General features: G+C 50.0%; 17 protein-coding genes. 2 read left to right on the plus strand and 15 right to left on the minus strand.

From position 1 onward, the window contains the following. The first annotated feature begins 7 nt into the window (after positions 1-7). Positions 8-811 carry an ABC transporter permease gene (locus DXC51_RS06005; protein ID WP_117544099.1) on the plus strand — a complete coding sequence of 268 codons (804 nt, stop codon included), beginning with the start codon at positions 8-10 and terminating at the stop codon, positions 809-811. Between the two features lie 4 nt (positions 812-815). Next, positions 816-1,670 carry an ABC transporter permease gene (locus DXC51_RS06010; RefSeq protein ID WP_330413806.1) on the plus strand — a complete coding sequence of 285 codons (855 nt, stop codon included), beginning with the start codon at positions 816-818 and terminating at the stop codon, positions 1,668-1,670. A gap of 444 nt (positions 1,671-2,114) precedes the next feature. On the opposite strand, the gene DXC51_RS06020 is transcribed toward DXC51_RS06010, so the two are convergent. The 15 genes from DXC51_RS06020 to DXC51_RS06090 all read right to left on the minus strand — a co-directional run bounded on the left by DXC51_RS06020 (position 2,115) and on the right by DXC51_RS06090 (position 23,911). After that, positions 2,115-3,335, minus strand: a complete 1,221-nt coding sequence (locus tag DXC51_RS06020; RefSeq protein WP_117544100.1) for a glycerate kinase type-2 family protein — start codon at positions 3,333-3,335, stop codon at positions 2,115-2,117. A 44-nt stretch (positions 3,336-3,379) separates the two neighbouring features. Beyond that, a complete protein-coding gene (garR, locus tag DXC51_RS06025) occupies positions 3,380-4,264 on the minus strand; it encodes a 2-hydroxy-3-oxopropionate reductase (protein ID WP_117544101.1) in 885 nt (294 codons plus the stop codon). Between the two features lie 81 nt (positions 4,265-4,345). Continuing rightward, positions 4,346-5,308 (minus strand): D-2-hydroxyacid dehydrogenase, encoded by a 963-nt coding sequence (locus tag DXC51_RS06030; protein ID WP_117544102.1) that lies wholly within the window; start codon positions 5,306-5,308, stop codon positions 4,346-4,348. 8 nt (positions 5,309-5,316) lie between these two features. Then, entirely contained in the window at positions 5,317-6,243 is a 927-nt protein-coding gene (locus tag DXC51_RS06035; RefSeq protein WP_117544103.1) for a sugar phosphate isomerase/epimerase family protein, read from the minus strand. 67 nt (positions 6,244-6,310) lie between these two features. After that, positions 6,311-8,458, minus strand: a complete 2,148-nt coding sequence (locus tag DXC51_RS06040) for an alpha-amylase family protein (protein ID WP_117544104.1) — start codon at positions 8,456-8,458, stop codon at positions 6,311-6,313. Between the two features lie 20 nt (positions 8,459-8,478). Next, the gene (locus DXC51_RS06045) at positions 8,479-9,435 is read right to left on the minus strand and encodes a 2-hydroxyacid dehydrogenase (protein WP_102287857.1); all 957 of its coding nucleotides are present in this window, start codon (positions 9,433-9,435) and stop codon (positions 8,479-8,481) included. 140 nt (positions 9,436-9,575) lie between these two features. Beyond that, positions 9,576-11,777: an alpha-amylase family protein gene (locus tag DXC51_RS06050; protein WP_117544105.1), complete on the minus strand. Its 2,202-nt coding sequence runs from the start codon at positions 11,775-11,777 to the stop codon at positions 9,576-9,578. Between the two features lie 2 nt (positions 11,778-11,779). After that, entirely contained in the window at positions 11,780-13,765 is a 1,986-nt protein-coding gene (locus tag DXC51_RS06055) for a family 10 glycosylhydrolase (protein WP_117544106.1), read from the minus strand. Between the two features lie 139 nt (positions 13,766-13,904). Continuing rightward, on the minus strand, positions 13,905-15,941 hold the full coding sequence (locus DXC51_RS06060) for an alpha-amylase family protein (protein WP_117544107.1): 2,037 nt from the start codon (positions 15,939-15,941) through the stop codon (positions 13,905-13,907). A 12-nt stretch (positions 15,942-15,953) separates the two neighbouring features. Next, positions 15,954-16,781 (minus strand): carbohydrate ABC transporter permease, encoded by an 828-nt coding sequence (locus DXC51_RS06065; RefSeq protein ID WP_117544108.1) that lies wholly within the window; start codon positions 16,779-16,781, stop codon positions 15,954-15,956. Between the two features lie 11 nt (positions 16,782-16,792). Then, positions 16,793-17,716 (minus strand): carbohydrate ABC transporter permease, encoded by a 924-nt coding sequence (locus tag DXC51_RS06070; protein WP_102287853.1) that lies wholly within the window; start codon positions 17,714-17,716, stop codon positions 16,793-16,795. An 80-nt stretch (positions 17,717-17,796) separates the two neighbouring features. After that, entirely contained in the window at positions 17,797-19,281 is a 1,485-nt protein-coding gene (locus DXC51_RS06075; RefSeq protein WP_117544109.1) for an ABC transporter substrate-binding protein, read from the minus strand. A 184-nt stretch (positions 19,282-19,465) separates the two neighbouring features. Continuing rightward, on the minus strand, positions 19,466-20,611 hold the full coding sequence (locus tag DXC51_RS06080; RefSeq protein WP_025488851.1) for a CdaR family transcriptional regulator: 1,146 nt from the start codon (positions 20,609-20,611) through the stop codon (positions 19,466-19,468). Positions 20,612-20,794: 183 nt separating this feature from the next. After that, positions 20,795-22,471, minus strand: a complete 1,677-nt coding sequence (locus DXC51_RS06085; protein WP_117544110.1) for a thiamine pyrophosphate-dependent enzyme — start codon at positions 22,469-22,471, stop codon at positions 20,795-20,797. Positions 22,472-22,531: 60 nt separating this feature from the next. Next, on the minus strand, positions 22,532-23,911 hold the full coding sequence (locus DXC51_RS06090; protein WP_117544111.1) for an FAD-dependent oxidoreductase: 1,380 nt from the start codon (positions 23,909-23,911) through the stop codon (positions 22,532-22,534). Positions 23,912-23,918: the final 7 nt, after the last annotated feature.

Below are 23,918 nucleotides of genomic sequence, written 5' to 3' on the forward strand. Positions count from 1 at the left end.
GGCGGCCATGAAAAAATATCTTTCTTTTTTCCGCCTGCGTTTTAATACGGGACTGCAGTACCGGGCAGCGGCGTTGGCCGGGATCGTCACACAGTTTTTCTGGGGAGTTATGGAAATCCTTACCTTCCGTGCTTTTTATGATTCGGATCCCTCTTCCTTTCCCATGACCCTTCAGGCCACAAGCTCCTATATCTGGATGCAGCAGGCATTTCTGGCGCTTTTTATGGCCTGGCTCATGGAAGGGGAAATTTTCGAATCCATTAAAAACGGGAATATTTCCTATGAATTATGCAGGCCCTTTGGAATCTATAATATGTGGTTTTCCAGAAGCCTGGCGACAAGGCTCTCACGCGCCGTACTGCGCTGTTTTCCCATTCTTCTTGTAGCGGTTTTCATCCCGGCTCCCTACGGGCTTGGCGCGCCGGCAAGTCCGGCCTGCTTCCTTGTGTTCCTCCTGACACTGGCGCTGGGGCTTTTGAATGTGGTGGCCTTTTGCATGATCATTTATATGCTCTCGTTTTTTACCATTTCGCCGGATGGCATACGGCTTGTTTCGCTGTCTATGGTGGAGTTTTTCCAGGGGGCAATCATTCCGCTTCCTTTCTTTCCCGATGCGGTGAGGAAGGTGATGGAACTGCTGCCCTTTGCCGCCATGCAGAATGTGGCTCTGCGGGTATACAGCGGGGATTTGGCAGGGGCGGCCTTGCAAAGGGCTGTTATTCTGCAGATTTTCTGGTTTTTCGCCATGTTGGCATGCGGTAAGGCACTGGAATACAGGGCAATGAAAAAGATCGTGGTGCAGGGAGGGTGAGCGTATGAATATGGCAATTCATAAAAATCAGAATGGGCCTGACGGAAAACTGTTTGAAGGGCTGATTAAAAGACTGGTCGGCAATCTGCAATTGTATAAGCAGTATTTTATGATACAGCTCAAAAGCACCATGCAGTATAAAACCTCCTTTTTCCTGACTGCCCTGGGGCAGTTTCTGGCATCCTTTAATGTGTTTCTGGGCATGTATTTTATGTTCCAAAGATTCCGGAACGTAAGGGGCTACGGCTATGGCGAAGTGCTGCTGTGCTGCGGTATCCTTCTGATGGAATTTTCCCTGGCGGAGACATTTGCAAGAGGGTTTGACCAGTTTTCCTCCATTATTGGGAATGGAACCTTCGACCGGATTATGGTGCGTCCCCGCAGTTCGGTGCTTCAGGTGCTGGGACAGCGCATTGAGTTTACGCGGCTGGGGCGTATGGTACAGGCTGTGATTATTTTTGCTTACAGTCTTTCTGTGGGTACGGTTGACTGGAGCTTTTCCAGAATCGTGGTCCTTATTTTTATGCTCCTTGGAGGAACCGCTTTGTTTGCGGGAATTTTCCTGATATATGCGGCTATTTGCTTTTTCACGCTGGAAGGGCTGGAATTTATGAATGTGCTCACGGACGGGGCAAGAGAATATGGGAAATATCCTTTTGATATTTATGGAAAGAAGATCCTGTTGTTCGCAACCTTTGTGGTTCCTTATGCCTGTGTGCAGTATTATCCGCTGCTTTTCGTGTTGGGGCGGGGAAAATGGTGGTATGGGCTGCTGCCGGGGGCGGGGGTGGTGTTTCTGCTGCCGTGTTATCTGCTTTGGCGGGTGGGGGTGAGACATTATAAGTCTACGGGGTCGTAAATCGGGGCCGGCTGAATAGATTAATTTTTTGCTTCCGTTTCTGCCATAAGCACATGTGCAATCTCATATTAGCTACTATGACAAGAAGGACCGAACTCCACGGAATAGTGTAGTCCTGTCCTTCTCTTTGCATGTTTTGTTCCATAATTATTTATAAAAGATAAAAGTGTGATGAGACACACATAAAACATTATAAAAAAGTGATTGCATGTTGTGTTCTCTGGTTGAGTTGCATATTTTTCCCTGTAAAATCTATCTGACAAATATGGGTCTCCTCCGCCATCTGGTGAAGCCGGAACCTACAGCCTTTGGCGAAGGTAACTGCCTGTTCATCAAGTTCAAGGGCGCATTCATCGTGAACTTTGTGCTTCAAACCCGGGTAACCCAGTTTGAAGTGTTTCTCCGGTAATGGATGCAGAAGAATTAAGTTCTGGTCACTTCCTATTATCTGCACAGCAAAACAGCAACATCATTCACATTCGTCCCGGTAGCCCCGGTCATTATCAGTCCGTCCACCAGCTTAAGCGCATGATAGGAGTCGTTGTTCTTCAGCACCTGATCCACATCCACCCCCAGCTGTTCCAGTTGGCCTACCGTGCTTCCGTCCACAATTCCCCCGGCCGCGTCGGTGGGGCCGTCGGTTCCGTCTGAGCCTAAGGAGAACAAAAGGGCATCCTCCCTGCCGCTCAGCTGCCTGGCTGCGCTCAGGGCAAGCTCCTGGTTCCTGCCGCCCAGGCCTTTTCCGGTCACCTTCACAACAGTCTCGCCTCCCGCAATGACGGCAAAGGGCTTTTCATAATCCGAGGAGGCATAGGAAGCAATCCACTTTCCGGCGGCTTTGGCTTCGCACTGCATGGAGGCTGTCAGTATGTAGGGGTGGTAGCCAAGCTCTTTTGCATGCTCTGCTGCCGCCCGGCAAAGATCCTTTACACTTCCCACCACATGGTTTTCGATTTGGATGTCCCGGCAGGGCTGGCTGTTCAGCAGAATATCTTCCACCTTCTTTTCCAGCTGCAGATGATATTTTTCTATAATCTGCTTTACCTCCTCCGCTGTGGAATCGTCAGGATAAGTCAGGCCTGAGGCTATCATATCATCATTATCCCCGATGATATCGGAAAGGATGATAGAATATGCCTTTGCCCTTTTCAGGTATCTGGCAAATTTACCGCCCTTCATGGCGGACAGCTTTTTGCGCAGCACGTTGATTTCCGTAATCCCTGCGCCGCAGAAAAGCAGCTGCCTGGTTACCTCCTGAATGTCGGCAAGGGTGAGCCCCGGCATGGGAAGCTCTACAAGGGAGGAACCGCCTCCTGAAAGAAGGAGAAGCACCGTGTCCTCCTGCGTCGCCTCCTTTACCAGCTCCACAGCCTTCCCGGCGCCCAAAACGGAATTTTCATCCGGCGTGGGATGCCCCGCTTCTATGATTTCAAATTTGTCCAGCGCACCTCTGGAATGTTCATATTTTGTTATAATAATTCCCTTTTCCAGCCGGTCAGCCAGAAAAACAGAAGCCGTTTTGGCCATAACCCATGCGGCCTTCCCGATGGCAACCACGTAAACCTTCCCGGTAAAGTCCAGTTTTTGGAGAGAATCCCGGACCGCCTTGTCGGGCAGGCAATCGGCTATTGTTTTTTGTATAATTTGAAAAGCATCCTCACGCATACTATTTTCCTCGCAGCAAAATTTTTATGGGTCTGACCGGACAATCAGCGCCTGATGGATTCTCCGGTCATTTTCTCGTAGTATTTTACAAGTGCACTATGATCCTTTCCTCCAAATCCATCCGCCACAAGCTGCTGCATCATCTCCATCACCTGCGCGGTGAGAGGCAGTCCCATTCCCACGCCGTGTCCGGTTTCCAATGCGTTCTTCAAGTCCTTGATATGTAAATCGATTTTAAAGCCCGGTTTATCATTGCCGTCAAGCATCATAGGTACCTTGGCGTCCATAACGGTAGAACCGGCCAGCCCGCCCCGGATGGCGTCAAAAACAAGCTCCGGATCCACGCCGGCCTTCTTGGATAAAGTAAAGGCTTCCGCACAGGCTGCAATATTAAGGGCCACTACAATCTGATTGGCCAGCTTCGTTGTATTTCCCGCGCCCAGCTCTCCGCAGTATACGGCGCTGCTGCCCATGCACAGAAGCACCTCCTTCACTTTGTCATAAACCTCTTTCTTTCCGCCCACCATGATGGAAAGCGTCCCGTCGACAGCCTTTGGCTCCCCGCCGGAAACAGGGGCATCCAGCATCTCGATATTTCTGCCGGCCAGGGCCGCGCCGATTTCTTTTGATGCCAGGGGGGCGATAGAGCTCATGTCCACGAAAATACAGCCCTCGTCCATAGCGTCCGCGATACCGTTTTCTCCAAGAACCACCTGCTTTACCTGCGGGGAATTGGGCAGCATGGTGATTACCAGCTCTCTGCCGGAAGCAGCCTGCGCCGCGCTTTCACATTTTACCGCGCCGGCTCCCACAGCTTCCCTGGCCGCTTCTTCTACAATATCATATATCGTACACTCATGTCCTGCCTTTAATAAATTTTTGCACATGGGTTTTCCCATGATTCCCAACCCTATAAATCCTATTTTCATTCTCCGGTTCCTCTTCTTTAAGTCTGAATCATTTTGCGACAGCCAGCACAGTAAATATGCAAAACTGCCGATTCGTTTTTCTCACATATTCACCACATGTATCGGCCTGCCGTCAAGATAGGCCCTCATGTTTTCCACGGTGATATCCATCAATCTCTGCCTGGCTTCCCTGGGAGCCCAGGCGATATGAGGCGTTATTATCATATTTGGGGCCTTCAGCAGCGGATTATCCGCAGCAGCCGGTTCCCGGGAAATCACGTCCACCGCAGCGCCTCCCACCTTGCCGCTTTCCAGGGCTTCCTTCAAATCCGCCTCATTAATCAGCGGTCCCCTGGCCGTATTGATCAGGAAAACGCCGTCCTTCATCCTGGCAATGGACTGTTTGTTGATCATTCCGGTATTTTTCTCAGACAGCGGACAGTGCAGGGATATGACATCCGCCTGCCGGTACAGCTCCTCCAAATCCACGCTTCTGATTCCATCCGTTAAGAGCTCTCCCGGAATTTCATGGTGGCTGTACGCCAGCACCTTCATCCCAAAGGCAAGCGCCATACGGGCAACGGTCCGTCCCACATTGCCAAAGCCGATAATGCCCATTGTTTTTCCGGCAAGCTCTGTCAGCGGATACTTCCAGAAGCAGAAATCAGGGCAGCTGCCCCATTCCCCGTTTTTTACCGCCTGGGAATGGGCGCCTACATGATGGCACAGCTCCAGCAGAAGCGCCATGGTAAACTGAGCCACGGAAGCCGTACCGTAGGCCGGTACGTTGGATACCACAATTCCCCTGTCGGAGGCGGCCTTTATATCCACAATATTCACTCCGGTTGCCAGAACTCCGATGAATTTCAGCGCCGGACATTTCTCCATGATTTCCGCGGAAATTATGGTCTTGTTGGTAAACACGGCTTCTGCGCCCTGCATACGCTGCGCTGTCAAATCGGCCGGCGTCCTGTCGTAAACCGTAAGATCCCCGCAGTCCCTCAGCCCATCCCAGCTTAAATCGCCGGGATTTTCCGTAAATCCGTCTAATATAACTATTTTCATATTTGCTCTCAGTCCTTTTCATCCTCCAGCAGTGCCCAGGCTCTCCTCAGCACCCTTTTTGTATTTGCCAGCACGATATCCGCATCCTCCTCCGGCCTTGGGGAAACCTCCATGGACAGCGCCATCGGCTCTTCCTTCCTGAAAAAGCCCTCCTGCCTTAAAACCCGGAAAAAGTCAAGTAGCTCCATCGTGTCATTGGCGCTGTTAGGATAGCCGAAACGGGGGTGTTTATCCCCATAGGCATCACAGCCGGGCTGCATCACCGCGTTTCCTATATGAAGATGGGTGATATAGGGGCGCAGGGTCTGTATCACAAACCGGCTCGTTTCATAGGTGGTGGGAAAATGGGACAAATCCACAAGCAGTCCGAAATTCGGGCATTTTGTCCTCACATCTGCGGCAAACCTTGCCGCCAGCGGCGCAGGGCCTATCAGCGCTGCTTTATCACAGTCATAATCAAAGACTTCAAGGTTCACATACATTCCTTTGCTTTTGGCATACTCACACAGATGAACCGTGGTTTTCAAAAGCTGTCCATAGGCCTGCTCTTTTGTTTCCTCCTGCCATTTTCCTGCCAGGAAGGCTATCCCTTCAGCCCCCAGATAAGCGGCCTCATCGATTCCTTCAAGCAGCGTTTCCTCCGCCCTTTTTCGTCCTTCTTCGTCGATATCATTGGGGTTTAAGCCGGTGGAAAGCAGCCTGGGCTGCGCGCCGTAGCAAACCTTCATATGGGACTGGGAAAGCAGGTGCTTCACCCGTTCCCTGAGCTTATCGTCCTTGATCTGCGTCAGCTCAATACAGCTGAAAAAATCATCCCTGAGAACCTTAAGCAGCGAGTCCTCATAGCTTCCGAAGGACTGTCCGTACATGGCGGGCGGATAACTCATCCACAAAATGGTTCCCACCTGAAAATAAGCTTCTATATTTTCTTTCATCATATACCTCCTGTATATCGCAGGAACGCCTGCGATACTGCATCAATCAGTCGTTTAAAAGGGACCTTCAGCCTTCTCTTCCTTCCTCCGTATCCAGAAATACGGCTGAAAATTCCTGCAGGCAGGGAATCCGGATCACGATTTCCCTGTCTTTCTGCACCATCTCTTCTTCCACTTCTATCCGGCTTTCTTCCCGCAGGATTTCCGCTTTTTTCAGGGAAACGCCCCGAAGCCTTACCTCCAGATCATATACCGGCTGAAGGCTGCGTATTGGCCGGAAAGGCCCTGAGGTGGTGTTCACAAAGGAAATTACCTTCCTGCCGCCCTTCTTACGATCACAGGTCAGGGAAATGTGCACGCTCTCCGGCGCCCGGGCGGTGAAAGAGAAGTTCCCGCCTGCCGCCCATTCCACCGCGTTCCGGTAGGTATTGATAAAATCCTCATGGCCGTTTGTAAAGCAGGCTTTATCCGTCTGATTGGAAAAATAGACCACCCTGCCTTTTCCATACTGCCCTGTCAGTATGGTGGGATATTCTGTCTCTTCCTCCGGTATCCAGGCATATTCCGGCGGCTGGTTGTAAATCGGGGGCACATAGGAGGCCGCCATATCATAATCCGCCTTCTGTTTTGTGCAAAGAAGAGTCTCCTCCTCATTCATTATCATTTCCGTCCGCTCAATATCCATGCCTGCAAAAACCGGGTGCGCCATCCTCACCTTCTGGTAGCTGTCCCATCTGGTGTCTTTGACAATTCCTGTAAAAGAACAGCCGAACACATCCTTCAGGCCAAAATCCGGCCGTCTGCGTCCTTTTTCATCATAAAGGGAGGTCCTGAAGGAAGCCACAAGCCCGCCGCCGTTTTCCACAAAACGGCGGATAACCTCCATATGCTCTTCGCTAAGGCAGGCTGCATTGGGCAGCAGCAGCACCTTCAGTCCCTTTAATTTTTCATCGGAGAAATCCAGATCCGGCACAAAACGGTAAGGGATATGGCAGTCAAACAAAACCCGCTCCACGCCCCGGAGGAAGGTCCCGTATTCATCCTCCGCCATGCTGTCCTTTCCCCACACATCCCGGGTGGCCCTGGAATAAAAGATACCGGTTTCCCCTTCCGGTATCTGCCCGTTCAGAAACGGCGCGTTTTCCTTCAGGTAATGGTAAATTTCCTTTTCCCCGCCCGCATTTCTTCTGTCCACGGCGTTTCCCGGATACTGTCCGTTAAAGTAGTTGTTCCACAGGTTTCCTCCCGCGCTGACCGCTTCCCACAGCCATATCCGGTTTTCCAGGCGGGGCGCTGTTACGTACCGCCATTTTGTTCCGTTCCCTCCCGAAAGGGCGACGCTCTGCTTTTCCGGCGCAATGGCCTTTAAAAAACGGATGCCGGAAGCCGCGTGGCTGTAATCCTCATATTTTTTCTCCGGCTGCGCGCTGCCGTCCAGGAACAGCGGACTGACCAGAAAATCAAATTTATCCTTGGCGTCATACAGATCGATTCCTGAGGTAAGGGATGTGGAGACATGGTACATGCCGAAGATTTCGGAGACATATGCCTTATCCTCCCCGAAGCTTTTTACCGTGCGCCGCATCCTGTCCATATGCTGCCTGGCGCGGATGGATTTCCATTCCCTGTATTCCCGGAATTCCCCGGAAGCATAATCGGCGCCGAAGGGAATCTCCCTGCCGCTGTAGGCCCGGAAGCTTTCTCTGCAGCCGGGACAATAGCAGGGGCCGTAACCGAAGATCACACAGTTTTCCCACACGCCGTCCACATCATATTCCTGTAACAGCTTCCGGATAAATTCCTCCGCATGGCCGCTTCCGTAAAAACTGGTATAGCAGGGCCTGTAAATCCGGTCATTCCATCCCATCAGCGGGGAGCCGTCCTCATTCTGTCCGAACCAGTGGGGCTTTTGCTCGTACCGTTCCTTCTCCACGCCCCTGAAATCCACTCTCACAATTATACGGAGCTGATTTTCATGGCATTCCTTTACCAGACTTTTCAGGATATCCTGGCTGCCCAGGAATCTGCCCGGCCTGCCCAATTCCGTTTTATTCGGGAAAAAATCCATCACGCCGCCCGCGTTGACTACCAGGCAGTTGCTGTCTGTTTCCTTCATGTACCGGACTACCGCGGCCGCATCATACTGCGCGGCGTCCTTTTCCCGGAGCACGGTCTGCAAAATTCTTACTTGCTCCTGATACCAATATTTATTCATATGCAAAGCTCCTGTATTGTTCACGCCCTCGGAAGCACCGTATTGACCTGTCCGCCCTTCAGCCACTCCTGCAGGCTGTCAAATACAATATCCGCCCTCAGCTTCATGGATTCCTCCGATGCAAAAGCAACGTGGGGCGTTACCAGACAGTTTTTCGCATGCAGAAGCGGATGGTCTGCCGGCACCGGCGGTTCCATTTCAAAGACATCCACCCCGGCGCCTGCGATCCGGTCTTCATTCAGCGCATCCGCCAGCGCACGGGAGTCTGCCACCGGTCCTCTCGCCGCATTGATGAGCACAGCTGTTTTCTTCATCAGCGCAATCCTCTCCGCATTGATCAGCCCTCTTGTTTCAGGCGTCAGCGGACAGTGCAGGGAAACGATATCCGACTGTCCAAGCAACTCCTCCAGCGTCACATAGGTAACATAATCCGGCACATTTTCTTTTCTGTGTCTGGAAAAAGCCAGAATCCTGCAGCCCATGGCATGGAACAGCTCCGCCGCGCGCGAGCCTATGGCGCCGTAACCGATGATCCCCACCGTATGCCCTTTCAGCTCCCGGCCTACCAGGCCGTCCTTTGTGCCCTCTTCCCTGCACCGCTTCTCCACCTGGGGAACCTTACGGAACAGATCGATTGCCATTCCCAGCACCAGCTCCGCCACCGATTCATTGGAATAGCCGGAAGCATTGCTTACCGCAATTTTCTTCTCCTTTGCAGCTTCCAAATCCACATGATCCACGCCGGTAAAGGCCACATCAATGAACCGAAGGGAGGGACAGCTTCTTATGACTTCACCCGACAGCGGCATATTGGCCAGCATAATCACATCCGCATCCTTCGCCCTTTCTATCTGGACAGCCGGATCCGTGTTCTTTTCGTAAGCGCGGAAGGTATGTCCTTCCTTTTCCAGCTCCTGTGCATATTTCTTTAATTCCGCTTCCGGAATTCCAAGGGATTCCAATAATACGATATTCATCTTCATTCTCTCCATTCCGCACGGTCACGTGCTTTTATTCCCGCGAGCAACGAGCCAAGTAGCCATGCTTGCATGGATATTTGGCGACTGCCGCGAGGGTCAAATACCCCGTTGCTTGCAGCGGGGTATTTGATTGTTTTTTAATTCAGGCTGACGGTTAAAAGTTCCTGCTCCTCCAGCCTTGAAAGCAGGATTACCCGTTCTCCGTTTTCTTCCGTTATCCTGATATGCTCTCCTGAAATAAGGCTGACGGCTTCCTCCCCTGCTTCCGGTACACGCAAAGTTATCCGCACGGGTCCGATGGGAAGATTGGCTTCCAGCGCTCCCAGAGGGACGTCACAGCCGGCCAGGTTTACCAGATGAATCAGGAGACAGTCCGTTTTTCCGCCTTCCCGATCCCGGCCCTGCCCGCTGCTCCTGCTTCCATCCTTACTTTCCTCCTGCCCTCCGTCCTCCCTGCAGAAATGACGGTAGGCATTGCAATTCACATGGGCCGGCGCTTCCACGGAAACCGGAAAGCTCTCCCGCCCCGCCCATCTCACCGCGCCCTCCAACAGCCTGCGGTGATCCGGTATATGGTATCTGGCATAGCAGCGGTCAATATCCGCCGGAAAATATACCACCCGGGAACCGCTTTCCAATTCTCCGGCATAAACAGCCGCTTCCCCGCTTTTTTCCCTGATCCAGGAAAATTCCGGCGGATAAATGGGGAAGGCAGGGATGTAACTGCCAAGAGGCTGCAAGGCCCCTGCGTTTTCTGTTACCCGCAGCCTGCCTCCGAAGGGCAAAAGCTGTGTGTCCGGCGTATACTTAAATACCGGATGGCCGGGCTGTGTTATTTCCAGATAGGTATGGCTGTCATGCACCATCCAGTTATCCTCACCCGATCCGGTAATCCCTTCCTCTTTTCCACATACCCTGAGCCCCATATCCTCATACAGCGCGCCCGCGCCCTTCCATTCCCCCTGCGCGTCATACAGCCCAGTATCCGAGGTGAGCAGCAGATCCTTGCCCTGCTTAAGCCACTCCCTCACTGCCGCCTCCTGGCTTTCGCTTAAAATGGCAAGGTTTGGCAGGATCAAAAGCTGCAGGCGCTCCCCATATTTTCCAATATCATCGGCATGTATCGGCAGAAAAGGGATTCCCGCCCTGGACAGGCTTTCCGTCATTCCCTTAAAGCTGGCAGCACTGCGTTCCTCCGCCCTGTCCCTTCCATAATAAATGGCGCTTTCCTGGTTCCATACCACGCCCACATTGGCCGTATTTGTACGGTTCCTGAACCACTTCTTATTTTCTCCCACAAAACGGTACAGATCCCGGGAAATGGAAAACTTCCGCTTATCCTGCGTACCGCCTCCCACAAAATGGAACCAGGGTGCGATCCCGCCGCCCAGCCCCGTGAGCATCCACTTGCGTACCTCCTGCCGCTGCCCCGCAGAAAGCCGGAAGGTACGCTCTCCTTTGTAATAGTGCGCCATGCTCTCCGCCACAATTATATTCTCATCGGCAGCCAGCCGCAGCAGCGCCCCGTTCAGGGAATTCTGCGCAAAGCCGCTGCTGCGGTCCCTGGACTGATGATCACAGAAAATAAACGGCGCATCCTGCACAAGTTTTTTGATATCATAAAACCTTCCCCCGGTGGAAAACGGGTCCGCATTCAGCATTCCGAACCATTTACAGTCCTCCCCGCCACAGTCCGAGGTCACCTGATTAAAATATTTCCAGTTTCTCACTCTGGTAGCATAGCTCCAGCTGACCCATTTCCGGTATACCGGATCCTCCCAGTCAGCTTTTTCCGGCAGGCTGCAGCCGCATTCCTCTAAGAAAAGCTTCCTGCAATTCTCACAATAGCATATGGTTTTAATTCCCGGCCCGGCCCAGCTGTTGTCCGCAAAGCCGTCCGGATGATATTTTTCTATGATTTCACGGAACACTTCCGGAATAAACTCCTGGTAATAGCCTCCGTTCACACAGGCCATATACCTTCCCTGACTCAGGATGGGCCGCCCTTCCCTGTCCCGGCAGTACCACTCCGGATATCTGTCATACATTTCCTTCGTGGTACAATTGATATCCATTCTGGCAATCACGGTAAGTCCCGCTTCCCTGGCCGCCTGGTTCCACAGTCCGAAATAGTCCTGCTCCCCAAGCCCTTGCGCCTTATACTGATAGGAAAAACGGCTGCGGTAATAGCTGACAATTCCCCCGCAGTTAATAATAACGCCTTCCACACCGGTCTTTTTCCAGTAATCCTGCCAGAAAGACAGATCGCATCTGACCGGATCATCCTCGGTCAGATTTACCTGTCCCCATAAAAAAGTCCTCTGATACCAGGGTTCCATTCTCACCTCTCCTTTGCAGTAATCAGTACCGCCTTATACAATCCCTTTACAGGAACCTTCAGTTTACCGTCACAGGCAATTTTTCTTTTGCCGTCCGCCTCCAGGCACTGAGCCTTCTTCACCTCCAGCCCGGGGAAGGTAAAACTCGCCTCCAAAGGCAGGGGTTCAGAAAAGGTAGTGCCGTTAAATCCGGAGTAATTTAAAATCTGCAGCAGGTATTTATCCTCCCCGCAGCGGTGGAAAAGCACCTCCGCACAGGACGGCGCCTCCACGCTTATCAGTCCTCCCTGCCCCGGTTCCCTTTGCAGGCCGTCCTTCCAGAGCACATCCAGGAACAAATTTTTAAAATCCTCATATCCCTGGGAATAATAGAGCTGTCCCGGCATCCATGGAAAATAAACGGACTTGCCTTCCCTTATGGAAACACAGCTCTGCTCCGTCACCTCATGGCCGAAGCAGCGCTCCGGCGGCCCATACATGCTGGCTGAAATCAACGGCATATAATTTCGGTTTCCTTCTTCCGGTTCCATATAGCGGTATTCCTTATCCAGATATACCCAGTCCCGTTCTCCGAAATGCCGGAAAACGCTTTTCGGTTCGGTGAGCATGTAGCTGCCCCGCACCGGCTCCAGCTTTTCTTTCAGCGTTACGGAAAACAGCTTCGTAAGAAGCGTCCCGTCCTTTTCCAGCGCAAGCCCGGTCCCAATGATGACAGTGCCGCTTTTTTCCAGCGCCTGCGCAGCCTTTATCGGCAGCTCCTTTATTCCTGGCAGGATGATCACGCGGTAAGCATCCGCTTTTTCCGCCAGAAGCTCCGTTTCCCTGCCGTCCATTACTTCAAAGGGAAGGTGCGCTTCCTTCAGCATTTTATAGATGCCCAGATATTCCTTCCTGGCATCCTCCCCGTCCCCCGCAGGATTTACCAGAAGAATTTCCCCGCAGGGCTGCAGGCGGCTGAAAATGTCCTCATATTTTTTATGGAAACGGAATACCCTTTTGGTTCCCTCAAAATTCATTTTATCAGGATAGGTTTCAAAACCCCCGATGATGCACCAGTCCAGGTTTCCCCCGGCCGCCATGTCCCCGTAAAGCCGAAGCTCATTCAGATACGGTGAGACTCCCATGAAGCGGTAAAAAATATCCACGGCATTGATCACGCAGTTGCTTGAAAATCTGTTGTTAAAGGTTTCCTGCACAAAAGAAACGTTGCTTTCGCTTTCCATTGCCCAGAAGGGAAGCGGCCGATCCACGGCAGAATTGGACTCGCTCCTCACCAGATCCACATACCTGCTGCTGTAGGTGCATACGGCGGTTTCCGGATTCAGCTCCTTTACTTTCCTGTAGATTTTCTCCAGCAGATCCTGCGTGGTAAACTTCCTGAATTCCTGGTATTTCCGATATACAGGATCTTCCTCGTTCTCCTGCGTGGGCAGCTCCATGCCGCCGCTGTAGAGCGCAAAACGCTTCCGGCAGCTCTCACACTGGCAGATGCCTACGTACCGGCCGCTGTAGTCCCTCGTCTGGTAACCGAACATATTGAAAAATACCCCGTCCACCGGATAATTGCTGATCACCTCTTCCAGAATCTGCAGGGAGCACTCCTGCTGATAGGGCCCGTTGACACAGGCCGCCGCCGTATCATTGTAAAGCACCGGCTCACCCTGTATGGACTTGCTGAACCATTCCGGATGGGTTGTAAGAAACTGGATATGCGTTTTGCTGAAATCAAACCTGGCTATCACCCGGATGCCGTTTTCATGGCACCGGCGCAGAAGGTTTCCAAAGAAATCGTCTTTCAGATAGGGGCTGGTTTTCTGACATTCCAGCCTTGTGGGATGAAATGCGGTAATGCCTCCGCATCCCACCATGCAGACATTGGCCCCAAACTCCTTCAGCGTTTCCACATACGCTTCCACATCCATCCCCGCATCAATATCCCGGAGATTGTTTTGTATCATCCTGAATCTTTTTTCTGTCCACCAGCTCATCTGCTCCTGTCCCCCTCGTTTTTTCCTGTCCTATAAATAAATCCGCTGCACTCCCCGTTTTTCCTGTGGTCAGCCCCGCAAATGCGCAGCACTGACGGAGCCGCTGTAACAGTCCCGATAAGGAACTGTTATGGTTCCTTTACTCCATTACAATTATATCCCAAACAAGAAGGCTTTCCAATCGTATCCGGATCCAGCCGCCACTTTCCTCCCAGGAAACAGGCGCGCCCTCCAGTGCGGAAAAAACACGGGATACCTTCTCCTCCTTCCAGCCCCTGACTGCAAACTCCAGATGATGGCATTCCACAGTATTCTTCAGCGGACGGCTGCCCACGCCGTTTACCAGATGCACAAGGAATTTCTCCCCTGCCCGGTAAGGATAGGCAAAAATCCCTTCCGGCAGCAAAGCCCCGTCAAATTCCGTCTCCTCACCGTTCAGATAGGAAATGCAGTTCCCAAAAAGCTGTTTCTGATCCTCTAACCCAATCTCCAGCATCAGACGGGACAGTTCAAAAAATCCGGTAAGTACCCTGCCTTTTCCCACTCTGTTTTCCAGCAGCAGCGGGATCCCGGTATGGGTTACCGGCAGGCCGGCGCGTTCCGGCGGCGCCCCCACGCCGTCCGGCGGTGCAAAGGGTGGGATGAATGTCATCAGCTTCACCGCTTCTTTTTCTGCCGACACATAAAGAAGCTCCCCTTTCACAGGAATATACTTCGTTTCCATAAGCGCCTGATTCAACGCTTCACCCTCCGGTTCCAAAACGCCGTAGGCAGCCGATATGTCATGCCCCGTGCATGCTTCCGGCCGGATTCCCAAAAGCCCGGCAAGCGCCTGCGTAATTGCGGCATCTGTCTTTTCCGCATAAAGGCTTCCGCCCGCTTCCACGTATTTTCCCAGAATATCCGTCACAGCGCTGTCCGTGGGAAAGCCTCCGGGAAGTATGACTGTTTTATAGGTCTTCATCCGGTCCAAATCCATATGCCAGATATCCATGATATCAAAAGGAATATGGCAGTCCATCAGCCCCTGGGTAAAGCCCAGCTCACTGACGCCCGCATTCCATAGAAGAAGGGTCCGGGCCGCAGATACCGCCTCCTGCATCAGGCTGTCGGAAAGCGCCGCCCTGCGGGTCACTTTTTTCATCACCCGAAGCAGCCTTTTGTCGGTAATCACCGCATCAAAGCCGGTGAGCGAATGCCACAGCTGTCCGTTGGCCGCTGGAATCTGGCTCAGCCAGAATTCATATTCCGCCGCCGGAAGCCCCGTATGCCTCCAGTCCATACCGGGGCAGGAATGGATGATCCCAAAGGGCCTGGGCGCCTCCCCCGCATATTGTCCCAGCTTCATGTTCAGCGTAGGCTTCCAGGAAAAAGGAAGCCTCTTCTTTCCCGCGGAAAGAATGTCCTGCGCCTCCGTGCATACCATATCCGCCGTTTCATACCGCAGATCCAGATTCTCCGGCAGCCCCGTACCATCCTCGCGGTAGGTGCCATAGTAAAGAATGACCGGAACCTCTTTTCTGCGTTCCTTTACGATGCGGTACAGCAGTTTCATATTGTCCTTAAGGCACTGCGTCTGCCAGTCCGGCTCCCAATCCTTCTTATTTTCAGGAAGCTCCTTTGCATACAGGCTGCGGTACTTTCTCCGGCAGTTCTCGCAGTAACACTCCTCCATATGGGGCGCGTTATAGAAAATACCGTCTATCTCCAGGCAATCCAAGGCCTCCTCCATCACCTTCACGGCAAACGCTTCATTTCTGTATCCGCCGTTAATGCAGGTTGACATCAGCAGCGACCAGCTGCCCATACGGCCGCTTCCGTAGCATACGGGTTTTCCCTCACTGTCCTTCACAAACCATTCCGGATGCTGCAGATAAACCACATCATCGGTTTTACTGAAGTCAAACCTGCCGATAACCTTAATCCCCAGCGCATGGCAGCAGTGGATCAGATCCTCCAGAAGATTTCCTTTGGCAGGAAGATATTCATTGATATGATGAAAGGGGATCCTGCTGCGGTACCAGGCGTAGATTCCCCCGGCATTTATTACCACGGCATTGGCCCCCGCCTCGCAGGCCTTCGCCGCGATTTCCTCAGGAACCATTCTATCCGTGTCCTGTATTTGCAGATTGTACTGAATCACTCTTAAGGCATCCTGCCACCATTGCTTTTCCATTGCTGTTTTCCTTTACTGTTTAATACCGCTTACCGCCACGCTCTGCACAATATACTTCTGCAGGAAGAGGAACATGATGCTCAGCGGAATGGCGCTGATTACGGCAACCGCCATTCTGGGGCCGTAATAAATGGAGTCCTGCTGGGCGTTGAAAACGGAAACGCCTACGGATATCAGCTGCTTTTCGGAGCTTCTGATCACGACCAGAGGCCACAGATAGCTGTTCCAGTTGCTCAGTATCTGCAGGATGGAAAGGGTTGCAATGAGCGGCTTGGAAAGCGGAATAATGATCTGAAGGAAAATCCTCCACTCGCTGGCCCCGTCAATATATGCGGATTCTCTCAGGGAATCCGGGATTGCCTCAATATTCTGTCTTGCAAAAAAGATGCCGTATACATAAGCGCAGGCTCCCATAAGCAGCGGCGCATAAGTATCCAGAAGCCCCCAGCTCTTGTACTGCAGATACAGAGGCACCATCCTGGATTCAAAGGGAATCATCATAACCGCCAGCATGAAAATGAACCAGAACTGCTTTCCCACAAATTTTCCCTTGGCAAACGCATAACCGCACATCAGGGCAAAAAATACGGCAAGGAAGGTATGTACCACGGTAACAAAAATCGTATTTATATAATATCTTACAAGCGGTATGGTATTGAAGGCCACCTCATAGTTAAACAGAGAAAACTCATGAGGCAGCAGCGAAAATTCCGGCAGGGTGGACAATGCTTTTCTGTCAAAAGAAAGAACGATACACCATACAAGCGGAATCAGAATCACCACCAGCAAAAGCAGCAGTACAGTGATTAATATAACTCTCCTAATTTTCTTACGCTTCATAGATGCTCCTTTCAGGCTTCTTTCTTTTTAAAGAATCCTGTCATTTTCAGATTGATTAACGTGATTACAAACGTCAGGACAAACAGTATCATGGCTCCCGCAGAGGCGATGCCGTACTGAGGGCTTTCAAAGCTGAACTGGTAAATATACATCAGAATCGTCTGAAGCGTGCCGCCGGGACGTCCTGCCGAGGTATTGCCGCCGATGATGAACAGATCCGAGAACCTGGCCAGTCCGTTGATAATGGAGGTGATAAAAAGGAAGGCGAAGCAGGAGGTCATCTGAGGGATGGTAATGTACCACCACTGTTTCAAGGCATTTGCGCCGTCCACCTCCGCCGCTTCATAGATTTCACTGGGAATGGACTGCAGGCTTGCCAGATTAATCAGCATGGAATAACCGATGTTTCCCCATACACTCAGGATTGTTGCGCCGAACCTGGAATAATGGGAATCCGAGAGCCAGCCGATGGCCACCTCATGCCCCGTCACAATGGAAAGCGCGTTGTTTAAAAGCCCGCCGTTTGCCTTCAGCACCACCTGGAAAATCAGCACTACGCTGACGCCCGTAATGATATTGGGGAAATAATACCCCACCCTGAAAAAGCTCTGCCATTTGCATTTCCCCACATTGTTAATGAGCGTGGCCAGGATGAATCCGACAGGGATGGAAACCAGGCTCATAAGGGCGAGCAGGAAGGTATTCCCTATGGATTTTACAAAGGAAGAGTTATGCATGATCTTCTCGTAATTCTGGAAGCCTATGAATTTATCCTCGCCGAAGCCAAGGACCTGGATGTCATGAAAGCTGTACTTGATGGCAGTCAGCATCGGTATGTAGGTCAGCACGATCAGGGTAATGATGCTGACGAATATAAAGGAATACCACACAAGCTGCTTTTTTATCTTTAATTTCAACGCCTGTCTGTCTTTCATTGAACAAACTCCTTTTATGATAAGCGGAACCAGAAAAGCAGATGCTTTTCCGGTTCCTGACCAGATAGCCTTAACTTGGTTTAATTTAATGTGCTCATATAATCGTCAAGATTTTTCTTTACGTATTCCATGGCAGCGTCCGCATCCATGTTGCCCTGGAACATTTCATTCAGCACGGTTGTCAGGTCATTGGCAAAGGTGCCGAAGTTGCTGCTGTCATAGCAGTTGTTTGCAGAAGCGCTGAATTCCAGCGGGCTGGTGCTTACAACATAGGAAATGGGATCCGCATAATCCGCAGGCATATACTCGCCCAGCTTGCCGCTTGCCTCTTTATTGGCAGGGATACAATAGGTATCCAGAATCCACTGCTGTACCACATCGTCCATTACCATGAATTTCATGAATTCCCAGGCCAGGTCCTTCTGCGTGCTGGTATTGCAGATTGCCATGTTCCAGTCGCCCATATGGCTGGAGGTGATTCCCTTAAAATCGCCGTCTTCAATCTTGGGCAGGGCTGCCAGCATATATTTATCCTCCAGTCCGGCTGCCTTAATTGTGTTGTAAGCGCTGTAAACATCCTCGATAATGAACATAGCCAGGTTGTTGTCCTGTGTATAGGCGTTGGCCATATCCAGCCCTTCAATGTAGTCCGGGCTTGCATAAGAGGAAAGCTCTGTCAGATAATTGAACACTTCCTTTGTCTTGTCATTCACAAAGTTAACCTTTGTATTTTTCAGGCTGTCGCCCCACTCATAAATATCATTGTTCACAGCCCTGGACGCCCAGATATAATTCTTATTCGCGCTTGCCGCAGCGATCATGCTCATGCCGTAGGTCTGTTTCCCGGTTACCGGATCGGTCCCTGTGGTAGCCTTGGCAATGTCCATGATGTCCTGCATGGTCCAGTTTTCATAATCCGGGATTGCCTGTCCGTAATGCTCCAGGATTTCCTTATCAATCACTACCATAACCGGATTGACATTCACGGTAAGGCCGTAAGGCACATATTCGGAAAGAGGCGCGATCTCGGAATTTTTCCTCATGGCCATCATGCCCACCGCATCCTTTACCTGCGGATCCTTTTCCAGATACGCGGTCAGAGGTTCACAAATCGGTACAATGGATGCTCCGTGCAGAATGATATCAACATCTCCCGACAGGGCCGCCGTCTGGCAGGCAGCCTTCCAGTTGTCCCAGGGAATGGTTTCTATCTGCAGCTCCACATTAGGATACAGCTCCTTCCATCTGTCAATCACCACATTATAGCCGGGCTTGGAAATACCGGTAACGATATCCGTGCTTCCTTCCTCCCCAACTGTTGTGAAAAGTCCGGGGCCATACAATTTCAGCGTGCCGCTGAATTCGGTATTTGCCTCGGCGCTCTGTGTTCCGGCCTCCGCCTCTGCTGTCTGCGCGGTGCTTTCCGCCGCATCCGCTGCGGTTTCCTTTACTGTTTCCGCAGGCGCCTGTGTCTGGCTGCTATCGCTGCCGCCGCAGCCTGCCAGCATGGATACCGTCATCACCGTGCCAAGAATCATCGCAAGAATCTTTTTGTAATTTTTCATTGAATTCCCTCCCGTTTGTTTTTTATCTCTTGCTGAGATTGTATCTACATTATAGAAAGGGAAGGGAGCTTTTCCCATGTTTACGCAAACAAAGATGCCTTTGATTTTTGTTTTTGAAATACAAAAATCAAAGGCATCTTTTGGGACCCGGCCGCCGCATACCCAAAGCTTGAACGGCTATGCTTCAGACCTGGTATATCTGTTCTTTTCTTTTTAAATAGTAATAAAAACCGTTTACAAATTCCCTGTCGTTGTTATTGCCCAGCGGATCCACATTCAGGGTCTCCCGTATCTTATCCAGCCGGTAAATCAGGGTGTTTTTATGTACATGCAGAAGCTTGCTTGCATCGTTGAGATTAAAATTGGCCATGCGCAGCGCTTCCATAATTTCCTTAAAGCTGTCCACAAACTTGTCCCCGAAATTTTTTTCAATGGCATAGTAGGCCACCTGCAGCTCCGTCAGCGGAAGAACCGACATGAAGTACATATTGCAGTGATCATAAAAATAGAAGCTGCCGCCCTTTCCCATATTCTTTTTCAGCCATCTGCAATGCCCATAGCCCATACGGTAATTCATAAAATCACTTTGGAAGGAGCCTACATAAACGGTAAAGGAGCATCCCGCGCTCCTCATATACCGCAATCCGTCGCCAATGGCTTCCCCTACCACATATTTATAATTTTTCATCAGCTCCGGCAGCGGGTGATTCAGGGCTTTATATAAAAGGATGTCCCCGTCCCTGGTCAGGCAGATCAAATCCTGGGAGGAATGCTCCCTGCCGTTTCGGAAAGCGCTCAGAACATTTTCCCTCAGATCCCTGCCGCCCTGTATGCTTATCAGCACCGGCATCCTGATGATATCCTCCTTCAGCTGCAGAGGCTCCATAAAACGCTCCCAGTCCTCCCTCTGCAAATCCTCATTATAAAGAATGATATTTAAAAGCTGCTCCTTCAGATTCCGACGCTGCATTTTCTCATATTTAAACAGCTCATGCTCCAGCATGACCTCCACCGACATCTTGATAACCAATGCAATCGGCATGACCTCGTCCGGATCCCCGGTGATTCCGATGACTCCTTCCTTCCGCTTCTTATAATAAATGGCCATGTTGACGCCCTTTTTTACACCGAACTGGGTATTCTCATTATCCACTATGATAGTGTCCTTATCCCCCTGGATGATCTGCAGCGCCACCTCGTGGAACGTGCCGATTCTGGAAGTGTTTTTACTGGCGATAATAATCCCCTTTTCGTCCATAATATTGACATTGTACTCCGTGTACTGGGTGATTCTTTCAATAAATTTTTTGGCCAGTAATGCATCTATCATTGTATTCTCCAAATTCTTCCGCTGTTTTTCCCTATTGTTATTTATGTATGATAACATTTTCTAATTATAACGATTAGTTTTTGAAAAACAAAACAGGTCAAACAATTTGGTTATAAAATACAAATTTGAGGCAGACGGATATTATACCGTCTGCCTCTGACTATTTACCGTCTATTCCTGCAATTATGCCCAGGATTTAATTGCTGCAATGGAATTTCCCATATCACACAGCTGTTCTTTTACACAAATTGCATCAATCACATAAGTTTTACCCGCAGCTTTTGCTCTTTCAAGGGCTTCCTGTAATTCTTCAGGGGTAAAAACACGCTCGCCCATACATCCAAAGCCTTCCGCCACCTTGATATAATCGATCGTACCATCCTGGTTATAGGGCATACCAACCGCATACTCAAAACCATAAGCTCCCTTCTGATTCTGACGGATTAGCCCCAGATTAGCGTTATTTACAATAACAACAATAATAGGTTTATCAAAAACCGTTGTTACTGCAATTTCCTCTCCCATAAAGGTAAATCCAAAATCACCAAGAACTGTAACTGCATAGTTTTCCGGATGGGCTACCTTCGCCCCGAACGCGGCAGGAATTTCAAAACCAAGTGTGCCGGCGCCTCCAGAGGGTAAATATTTACCAGGTTTATCTATTTTCTGCAGCTGCCCCGACCAAATCTGGACAATTCCGCATCCTGTGGTAAACATGGTATTTTCATCAAAGGCTCTGTTTACTTCATGGAATACTCTGTGCGGCATAATTGGAACATTGTCATAATCCGTCTTTCTTGCCATCTCCTCGCGTAATACCGGAAGAACAGCCACACGTTCATTGGAAAAGTTCTTAAGCTTCTTTGCCTTCGCAGTCTCTTCCATCAGCTTAATCGCTTCAGCGGCATCTGATACAATACCAAGATCCGGTTCGAATACCTTTCCTATCTGGGATTCACAGATATCAATATGTATAAATTTTCTGTCTCCGCGGTATACCTTCAGATCACCTGTATGCCTGTCGGAAAAACGGCATCCGATACCCAATACAATATCTGAATCAAGCAGATATTTATTACCGATTGGCTGTCCGACCTGAATTCCCGCATGACCGGCATTTAGCGGATGATTTTCAGGAATTCCGCCTTTAGCCATATAGGTTGTGATCACAGGAATCTGATATTCTTCCGCAAAACGAATCAATGCTTCTTCTGCTTCTGCAAGACGTACACCACCGCCCATGATGATAAGCGGATTTTCAGCCTCCGAAAGCATCTCTATCGCTTTTTCAATTTTTTCAGGATCCGGCATTACTTTATTAATTTCTTTAGGTTCGTAGGACTCTATATCAAATTCCAATTCCCCCATCTGCACATCCAGCGGGAAGTCTATCAGTACCGGGCCGGGCTTTCCTTCTCTCATCAGATAAAAAGCTTCTCTCATCATTTCCGGTATTTCTTCGGCTTTCATAGGACGGAACACCTTCTTTGTAACAGTATCAGCAATGCTTACCATATCAACACACTGGAACGGATCCTGACTCAACTGCCATGTATTGGCCTGTCCTACAATTGCCAGAAGCGGAATGGAATCAATATTGGCTGTATATAAACCTGTAACAAAGTTGGTGGCTCCGGGGCCTGCAGTACAGATCGCAAGTGCAATTTTGTGGCTGGCTCTGAAATATGCATCTGCTGCATGAGTACAAGCCTCCTCATGTCTCATCCCATAATGAGCAATAGGTGCGTTTTCTAAATATTTATACACCGGATTAATACCTGCTCCCGGTATTCCAAAAGCATCTGTAATTCCTTCTTTTACCATAATCTGAACGATTGCTTCTGCTGCTTTTACTCTCATAATTACTCCTATCCACATGCTAAACAGCACATTTAATTTATTATTTAATTGAATAAGTTCTTATTGCCGATCCTGATCAAACCACACATTATCAGCTTTAAGAGTTGCATACAGTTCCTTATAAGGTAAATCTCTGACGTTATCCTTTTTCAGCTTAACACACAGTGCCGCAGCCGTTCCGGCGGCCTGCCCCTGAGCCATACAGGAGACTGTATTTCTTGTTGACATATGTGCATGGTGATCAGAAGTAACCATCATACCAACAGCAAACAGATTTTCCATATTCTTAACCAGCATTGCACGGTACGGGAAACCGTAGGTTTCACCATTTTTCACCTGGAAATGCGGCGCTTCATCATGAAAACCATAAGAAAATACGTCATCACTGAAATGTACGCCGTTAATCACTTCCTCGTTGGAGATATCATAATCGCATGATATACATCTTGCTCTTCTGATAGTGACTGCCGGACTTGTTCTCGCAATAAATGCATTCTCGCTCCCCGGAATGACCTCTTTCAGAAGTTTTAACGCTTCAAACTGCCTTCTTCGCAATTCAAACTCGGCTGCGGATAGCTCTTTTACATCTGTCGGGCTTACCGGCATATGATAGTTTAGCTTAATAAACATAAAATAATTATCATGTAAAGTTGTTGTCACAGTATGCATTCCAAGCTCGGCTGCTTTTTTCCCAAAATTAGAATCAAGCTTATTCCAGTTACCGTCAACACGTATAATCTGCCCATCCCGGCCGCTTCGTGGTCCAAGTGCATATTCTTTTAAAGCATCATTCTTCTTCAGGAACTGATAATACTTATCAATATCTATGCCCCCAATACCCATGCTGTTTGCGACTGCATAATCATTGGGTTCTGTATAGTCCGCACCTGCTCTGGCACACACATCTCCATATCCGGTAGAATCAATAACCATTTTGGTAAGCAATACCTGGCTGCCCTGATGATTAACAATAACCACCCCGGTAATTCTGCTGCCTTCCGTCAATACCTCCGCCACCATAGTATTGACATAGATATCAACACCTTCTTCATGGAGCATCTGCATTGCTACATATTTGTACACTTCCACATCCACACAAAGTGTATCTGAATCATAACCGTAATTCATTAAAGTTTCATTATGTCCGGATGCTCCATGCAGCGCCGTCAGTCTATTAATCATTTCTTCCGGCAGCCCTCTTACGACTTTTCTCTTTTCAGTTCCAGGAAACGCCTTCCATAAATTATAGAAGCTATGAAGTCCGCAGCCTCCCTCTGCTGCAATTCCGCCCACATACCCTTTACTTTCAACAAGTGCTGTTTTTACCCCTTTTCGGGCTGCCGCTATTGCCGCAAATACGCCGCTCGTTCCACCCCCGCAGATGATAACATCGTACTTGCCCGCAGGAAATTTTCTTTCCGATTGAAGTACATATTCCATAGTCCTG

Source organism: Eisenbergiella massiliensis (genome assembly GCF_003435485.1).